At 57.1% G+C, this 6,254-nt stretch carries 8 protein-coding genes and 2 pseudogenes; 3 read left to right on the top strand and 7 right to left on the bottom strand.

Annotation, left to right across the window (positions count from 1 at the left end; translation table 11 throughout):
- Together X726_RS0137000 and X726_RS137530 are read right to left on the bottom strand one after the other, a co-directional pair.
- Window positions 1–144: pseudogene (locus X726_RS0137000) on the bottom strand (IS256 family transposase); the annotation flags it as partial.
- Between the two features lie 1,183 nt (window positions 145–1,327).
- Complete coding sequence (locus X726_RS137530; protein ID WP_023673881.1) at window positions 1,328–2,068, bottom strand: SDR family NAD(P)-dependent oxidoreductase; 741 nt, start codon at window positions 2,066–2,068, stop codon at window positions 1,328–1,330.
- A gap of 359 nt (window positions 2,069–2,427) precedes the next feature.
- Between X726_RS137530 and X726_RS0136990 the strand changes: the two genes are divergently transcribed.
- A complete protein-coding gene (locus tag X726_RS0136990) occupies window positions 2,428–2,640 on the top strand; it encodes a hypothetical protein (RefSeq protein WP_023695016.1) in 213 nt (70 codons plus the stop codon).
- Window positions 2,641–2,729: 89 nt separating this feature from the next.
- On the opposite strand, the gene X726_RS1000000170970 is transcribed toward X726_RS0136990, so the two are convergent.
- Window positions 2,730–2,969, bottom strand: a complete 240-nt coding sequence (locus X726_RS1000000170970; RefSeq protein WP_023673879.1) for a hypothetical protein — start codon at window positions 2,967–2,969, stop codon at window positions 2,730–2,732.
- Between the two features lie 219 nt (window positions 2,970–3,188).
- Between X726_RS1000000170970 and X726_RS137535 the strand changes: the two genes are divergently transcribed.
- Window positions 3,189–4,160, top strand: a complete 972-nt coding sequence (locus X726_RS137535) for a hypothetical protein (protein ID WP_023707400.1) — start codon at window positions 3,189–3,191, stop codon at window positions 4,158–4,160.
- A gap of 176 nt (window positions 4,161–4,336) precedes the next feature.
- Here X726_RS137535 and X726_RS137540 read toward each other — a convergent pair whose 3' ends face one another.
- From X726_RS137540 to X726_RS1000000172125, 4 genes and pseudogenes are all read right to left on the bottom strand, one after another.
- Window positions 4,337–4,642, bottom strand: a complete 306-nt coding sequence (locus tag X726_RS137540; RefSeq protein ID WP_023673877.1) for a hypothetical protein — start codon at window positions 4,640–4,642, stop codon at window positions 4,337–4,339.
- Window positions 4,639–4,797: a hypothetical protein gene (locus X726_RS137545; RefSeq protein ID WP_155929886.1), complete on the bottom strand. Its 159-nt coding sequence runs from the start codon at window positions 4,795–4,797 to the stop codon at window positions 4,639–4,641. Before X726_RS137545 ends, X726_RS137540 begins: the two co-directional genes overlap by 4 nt.
- 355 nt (window positions 4,798–5,152) lie before the next feature.
- Window positions 5,153–5,446 (bottom strand): ATP-dependent DNA ligase, encoded by a 294-nt coding sequence (locus X726_RS1000000172130; RefSeq protein WP_023673874.1) that lies wholly within the window; start codon window positions 5,444–5,446, stop codon window positions 5,153–5,155.
- Window positions 5,389–5,831 (bottom strand): annotated as a pseudogene (locus X726_RS1000000172125) (hypothetical protein). Before X726_RS1000000172125 ends, X726_RS1000000172130 begins: the two are co-directional and overlap by 58 nt.
- A gap of 231 nt (window positions 5,832–6,062) precedes the next feature.
- On the opposite strand from X726_RS1000000172125, the gene X726_RS137550 reads away from it, so the two are divergent.
- On the top strand, window positions 6,063–6,248 hold the full coding sequence (locus X726_RS137550) for a DUF3606 domain-containing protein (RefSeq protein WP_023815822.1): 186 nt from the start codon (window positions 6,063–6,065) through the stop codon (window positions 6,246–6,248).
- The last annotated feature ends 6 nt before the right edge of the window (window positions 6,249–6,254 follow it).

Here is a 6,254-nt window from a genome sequence, read left to right as displayed (position 1 = left end):
CTTCGAAGCACCCAGCGCCTCCTCCATCTCGGCCTCGAGAACCTCCTGCATTACCGCACGGATCACTTCGTGCAGCCCCTCCGGGTTCGAAAGCAGAATGTCTTTGACGGCAGCGCTGGTCGATTTACCTTCTGTCTTGGTCATGGTGGCGTTCCTTCNAATGTCTTTGACGGCAGCGCTGGTCGATTTACCTTCTGTCTTGGTCATGGTGGCGTTCCTTCCAGGGAATCGGTGACGTTGAACATCACCAGCCTGCCATGACCGCCCTCTCTCAGCGAATTGCAGAACTCTCAGCACACTACCTTCCCTACTCGCAATGCGACGCGCGCTTCACGCCCTGCCTGTGATCGGTATGACTGAGATGGGGCCGCAAGCGGACCGTCAGCTTCGCGGTGAAAATCCTCAGAAAGCGGCCAGCATGTAGTCGTCGCACGGCTGAAAGAGAGGCGTGACGGGCGAGGAATAGGTCTGGTTTCACCTGATCACCTACGCAGGCAGTTCGACGATCATTGAGCGGCGAGAACGCGGCCCGAGGCAGGAGCTTTGAGCGTCCGATTTTTCACGATCGACCTTCAGGCTCGTCGAGCGCATCGTCTCGACGTTACTGCCGAAACCGAGCCTCCATGCCGGCGCCCTGGGGAGGCAAGACAGCCAGCAACTGGACGGCTCGGGGATTTAGCACCGTTCACCCAGAGCTTTTTGTCGAGATGCAGGCGTATCCGCTGGCCTTCTGCGAAGGACAGCGCAAACGATTCAGGCCGAATGAGCGTGTAATTTCCTGGTCGGTCTCTATGATGCGGACGACCCTACCCATTCGCCACTGGCTCCGACTACTTCCACGCAAGGCGTGGCCCTGCGAATTGGCACCACCTTGCCCATCACATCCTCCCTACGAAACGCAATGGGAAGTCGATTTAAGACCGTCGTAGTCGGGAGTTCAATAACTAATGCTTGCTCGGAATCGGACGAGCCATCCTGGATGGGCAGTACGAAGGCTGGTTGAATGGCTAACTTGTCATGCCACCTCGGTCAGGCGAACCTTCGGGGGACCTCCCGTGATATAGACTATGCTTCAGGTTGTTGGCATTCAGGATGGCTGCCAGCTCTTCAGCATACTCCATGTCGGGAAGGTCGACAGAAGGGTGGCCCACTATAATAGCCGGCTGCCCGGTGAACACGTCGAACACCGTCCACGTCCCATCCGGTTCCCGCCTTACCTCGTACCGCAGAGTTGCCATGAGGGGATCACATAGGTCGCCGTTTAGGGGTGGGAGTATTTGGTCCACGGTGACGCCGGGCCACCTGAAAGCACCGAGACAGTCGGCGCTTAGTAACGCGCCCGCCCACCCGACATGTCGAATACCGCGCCGGTATTGAAGTTGCTGGCGTCCGAGCACAGCCAGGCCACCATGTGGGCAACTTCTTCGACCCGGCCGAGCCGGTTCATTGGACTATCGGCGATCATTGTCTCGACAGCTGCGACCCCGAGGTTTCGGATCATGTCAGTATCGATTGGCCCAGGAGCGACGCAGTTCACGCGTATGTTTGTATTGGCAACCTCACGCCCAAGCGCCTTTGTGAAGACTACGATACCTGCGCTGGAGGCTGAATAGGCGGCAAGGTTGGCAAGTCCTTCCTTGCCCGCCAAAGAGCCCATATTGACAATGCGGCCAACACCCCATTTTCGCATGTGGGGCAAAACCAACTGCGTCACTTGCATCGTGCCGATCAGATTGGTTTCGATGATGCTTCGCCAGTCTGCAGGTTCGTGTTGGTCAAACGGGTGAAGGGTTCCTAGATAACCGGCGTTGTTAACCAGAACGTCTATACGCAGGCCACGATCGACGATCATGTTGATCGCATGGGTTACCTGATCGCGGCTGGTAATATCGACCTTCGTAGACACCACACCCTTCAGTTCGATCTGATCTCGATCCCACACGTGCACTGAAGCACCCGACGCTACAAGGCGCTCTACGATTGCCTTGCCGATACTCTTTGCTCCGCCGGTTACGACGGCTGTCTTGCCAATGAGGTCATATGATACCGGCACAAAGCCCCCATTCATGTGTGTTCACACGGGATAAGTTTAGCAGGATCGCATATTTTCGCCAGCGGCCAGATGGTCTGGGGGGCGCCGGAGCCAGCTATGACCTGATCGGTAGCGAGCTCCAGATCGTACACAGCTTCGCCTTGCGGCGCCGCCTGGCGCTTTTCGTCACCTTTTCCTGTTCAGATGCCTCTTGGCAGGTCAAGGGGGCTAGACGATGTTGTTCTTTGTCCCGCTCTCCTGCGGCGACACGCCATTGCCCAGTTTGAAAGAACCAAAGAGACAATCAGGACAGGCCGGCGATATTTCGATGAAGGGCTTTCGCCATTAGTTAGCGCTGGCTAATATGCGTTCTTCGCGGTCAGAGAGCCGCCTGCATGTTGGGCAGAGATGCTTTAGCACCTGATACAATCGTGCCAGCCGCGATGCCTATCCCAATTTGCCTTGGCGTCTTCCCCGACGGGCTCTGGCTAGAAGCATTCCAAACCGATCAGGATATCCGTGCCTATTGGAGAGGCTATGCCCTTGCGGGCACGGTGTGCGCCGTTTTGCTGATCATCGAGCTTGTGACAATTCACCTGCTGCTCTGACGTAGCAGCGCTGTCTTGATGGCGCTATCGCTGTAGCGGTCGGACCGCTCTAGTGCGCCTTCTCCGCCTCCATCGTTGAGCAGTCAATTTCAGCTCGAGCGGGCTGGACGAGGGGAGCGCGGGCGCATGACCGTGGTGCCTACATTCGTCGTGACCACGCAGCCCACCTTATATCGGCCGACCACCACGCTTCCGCTTGCATAAGCCTCGGCGCGAATTCGATCTTGCAGCATTTCGGGACCGAGTTCTGAAGCTGCGATAACGCCCATCTGCTCCATGACCGGAGCCATGGTCGCTGCGAGATTGGAGATCAGATCAATGCCGCTCATACTGTCTGATCCACCTCCGGCGAGAGCACTTACCGCCTGGCCCCGGCCGGCGTTTCGTTCGATTGGAAGCACCGGCGCAATGTCGCCGCGGACTAGCGTCCGTCATCTGCCCTGCCGTATGCATTCGGGGTAATGCCACCAACTGCGGTCCATGGTATGGTCCCGAGCGCACGCAGTGGCGCCTGATAAACAATCAGGAGTGAACGGGAGTGGCGGCCATTGAGGCGCTATAAGAAGTTTATTTTGCATTGCGGAATTCACAAGACTGGAAGCTCTTATCTTCAGGCGAGCCTGGCCTCCAATCGGGATCTGTTGGCGGGGAACTCGATCCATTACCCCGACCCCCACGACCCGGCCAATGAAGCGTTCGGGCCGCAGCACAGCATAGCCGCAATCGGTTACGACGACAGCAAATCGTTTGAGCAGAACGTTGGCGCGTTCTTCGCACTCGATTCCGATTGCGAGACGTTGCTGATGTCAGGCGAGGAATTTTCGCGAGCCAGCACTCATCCATCTATTTTTCAGGGTCTGTTGGATATTGGCGCCGAGGTGAAGGTGGTGTTCTATTTGCGGCGCTTCGATCACTTGCTTGAGAGCGTGTATGCGCAATGCGTCAAAGACTACCTGACGGGCCCCATCGAAGTCGCGGAATATCAACTTGATTTCTACGAAATCCTGCGACCGTTTGTTGAGGCGCTCGGACCTGATCGTGTTGTCGTTCGACCATACAACCCTAAATTTTGGCCCGGCGAATCGATCGGTCAGGATTTCTTCTCTGCAATTGGCTTGCCTCACCTCTGGGGCGCCATGAGGAAGCCGGCCGGCCGGATCAACGAAAGTCTGTCACGGCCGGAAACATACATGATTTCAGTTACTGAAGGCATCGCTGAAAAGCAGCGCTTGATGGACCACTTCCGAGCCCGGCCTTTCCCGGACTGCGACAGGGCCAAGTTCTTCCGGTCACCCGATTTTCGCTTTGACTTCAACCTGAGATACATCGGCTTGAACTCTGGCGTCGCCGCCCTCAATGGCGGGGTGGACATCACCGAGTTTCTCGATCTGGCCAACGTCGATGATGATCCACATTGGCAAGCGTTCGACCCGAACGACCCTCAGATAGTCGACTATCTTGAAACCTTCAGGGCCAAGCATTCGGACTTAGACGGTGGGGATGATTGGGAAGTGCAGTGAAGATGGCATCGAGGGGATGCGCTTTTAGGGCGCGGATAATCGGGCGGAAACACTTACCCAACCGTGGGGTAAGGGCCGCTAGCTAAAAGCCCGCCAACCTTTTTCGGTGGGCGGGCCTCTACTGTCGGAACTGGAGAGTGTCATGTCGACAGCTCCGGCACTTGCGAACGGTTTGGTTAGTGGCGCCAGATCAGCAGGCAGAGCTGGCGCAGGTCACGATCATAAACGCCCCGGCTCTCGATCACGTCGATGCAGCGCTTCTTGAACCGAGTGATTTCGGCGCTCGACATAGCGTCGACAATGCGAGGCAGATCCGTATTGGTCGGATGGTCGGGGGACTCGGTTCCGACAGTGGCACCGCTCGTGCCAGTGGGGGCAGTGGTTCCGTCGTCGCCAACTGCGGCGTTCGCCGGCATGCAAAGATTTGCGAGAACGGCTCCAATCGCCATGCTTCCCACCAGGATCTCAAAAATCTTTGTCATAATTCGCATCCAGGATGGCCCCTTTTCCAAACCAAGGCCGGCGGGATTTTGCTCGCAACCAGCGGGACGGTGACAGTCGTTGAGTGATTGATTGGGTATTGATCGAAAAACGGGAACGCGATCAGATAGGCGTAGTCGGCGGTAAGATGTGCCATGCGGAAACCTCCGCTGGCGGCATCAATTATCATCCACGACATCCTCCAATATCCGGGTGAAGGTGCTGAAAGACATAGCTCATTAGAAAGCACGGATAGATGAATGAATGTCTAAAAACTCCTTTCCTATTCTTTGCAATGACAGTGTTAGGCGTCCTTAGCCGTGTTAACCGTTGATCAGCGTGAGGCGAGTTCCTGCGGTATCGCGTTCAGCTCGGCCTTTGCGGCGTTGGGATGCGCGCCTCTCGCAAAAGCGATGGCCAGTTGTGGAGCTGCTATTTGTTCTCCTCGCGGAAGTCCTGCAGCGATGCATGCCGCAGGTCATCCTCGCCACGCAAGTGCTTCACGCGGCCGATCAGCCCGGCTTGACCCATTGCGTCGCAGGCCGCTTCATGACGCCCTTGGGCGCCGTGCCTGGGTGCTCCTGGACGCGTTTCCATAGCCTCTCGCGCATTTCCCGGTTCAAGGTGACGAATGCGCTGCCGACATAGCGCCCGGTGCCGCGCTCAGCCATCAGAGCGAAAGCCGGCTTGCCCGCTTCACGCTCGACGCCGAGCAGATCGAACTCGTCAATCGCATAGCACTTGGCCTTCAGCCAGTTGGTCGACGGACCGCTTCGGTATTTGCTGTCCTTCCGCTTCGACACCATGCCTCAAGTCCGGCCTTGTCGAGCAAGTGAAAGATGGCCTTGGCTTCCCCCGGCAAGGGCTCGCTGAACTGAATACGCCCGCCGGGCTCGATCATGCCGGCCAGGATCTCGCGCCGCTCCTCTAGCGCCATATCGCGCAGATCGTGGCCGTTAAGATGAAGCAGATCAAAGCAACAAAATACAAGTCGTGCTGCCGGCGGGTAATGGCTTTGCGCAGCGCTGCGAAGTCCGAAAGGCCCTTGTCGTTCAGAACGACTATCTCGCCGTCGACAATGGCGCTTTCGGCACCAAGGCGCTTGGCCTCTCTCACCAGGTCGCGATATTTCGCCGTCCAGTCGTGGCCGTTGCGCGTATAAATGCGTGTGCCGTCTTCATCGATGATCATCTGCGATCGGTAGCCGTCGAACTTGACCTCGTGGGTCCAGCCTTCACCCTCGGGAGGGTTCTCCACAAGGGTCGGCATCAACGGCTCGATGAACTTCAAACGCATGCACTGATCCGCCCTCCGGCGATTCAATAAGATTAAGCTAAAATAGTTCCGAAACTGGAAATCAGCCTCTTGGGTGCAACAAACTCGTCAACTCGGCGTTGCGGGATGAGCGAAGGAGGAATCGATATGGCCGACGACAAGAGCAAGCGGGACTTCCGCGATCGGGACCGGGTCTCGGCCGATGAGGATTATGAAGTCGAGTATTTCGCAACAAAGACCGGCATCACACCCCAGCAGGTGAAAGAGCTGATCGCGAAGCACGGCAACCAACGCGAAACGCTGGAGCGAGAAGCGAAGGCTCTGCGGAAATAATGACCA

It is taken from the genome of Mesorhizobium sp. LSJC285A00, assembly GCF_000503155.1.
Taxonomy (GTDB): Bacteria; Pseudomonadota; Alphaproteobacteria; order Rhizobiales; family Rhizobiaceae; genus Mesorhizobium.
Note: the sequence above shows the minus strand (reverse complement) of the source record. Positions and strands in the feature narration are given on the sequence as shown.